This is a genomic window from Pelomonas sp. KK5, assembly GCF_001984095.1.
Lineage (GTDB): Bacteria > Pseudomonadota > Gammaproteobacteria > Burkholderiales > Burkholderiaceae_C > KK5.
The window spans coordinates 1-247 of sequence record NZ_LYVQ01000599.1 but is presented as its reverse complement, the minus strand read 5'-3'; the positions used below and the strand labels follow the sequence as shown (position 1 = coordinate 247).

At 72.1% G+C, this 247-nt stretch carries 1 protein-coding gene; it reads right to left on the bottom strand.

From position 1 onward, the window contains the following. Nucleotides 1-247 (bottom strand): hypothetical protein (locus B0W88_RS34285; RefSeq protein WP_158081008.1); only part of this gene is annotated, 247 nt, incomplete at both ends.

Sequence of the window (247 nt, the reverse complement as noted above, 5' to 3'; positions counted from 1 at the left end):
GCTGCGAGACCTGGGTGCTGGTCAGCGCGCCGATCTGGTCGCTGGAGAGCGCGCCGAGCTGGCTGCTCGTCAGCGCACGCAGCGTGCCGCTGGCCAGGGCGCGCAGGTCGTCGGTGCTGAAGTTGCCCAGCTGGTCGGTGCTGAGGCCCGCCACCTGGGCGGAGCTGAGCACGCCGGCCTGGGCCGAGGTCAGCGCGACGATGTCGCCGGTGGTCAGCGCATGGATCTGCGCGGAGCTCATCGCCTT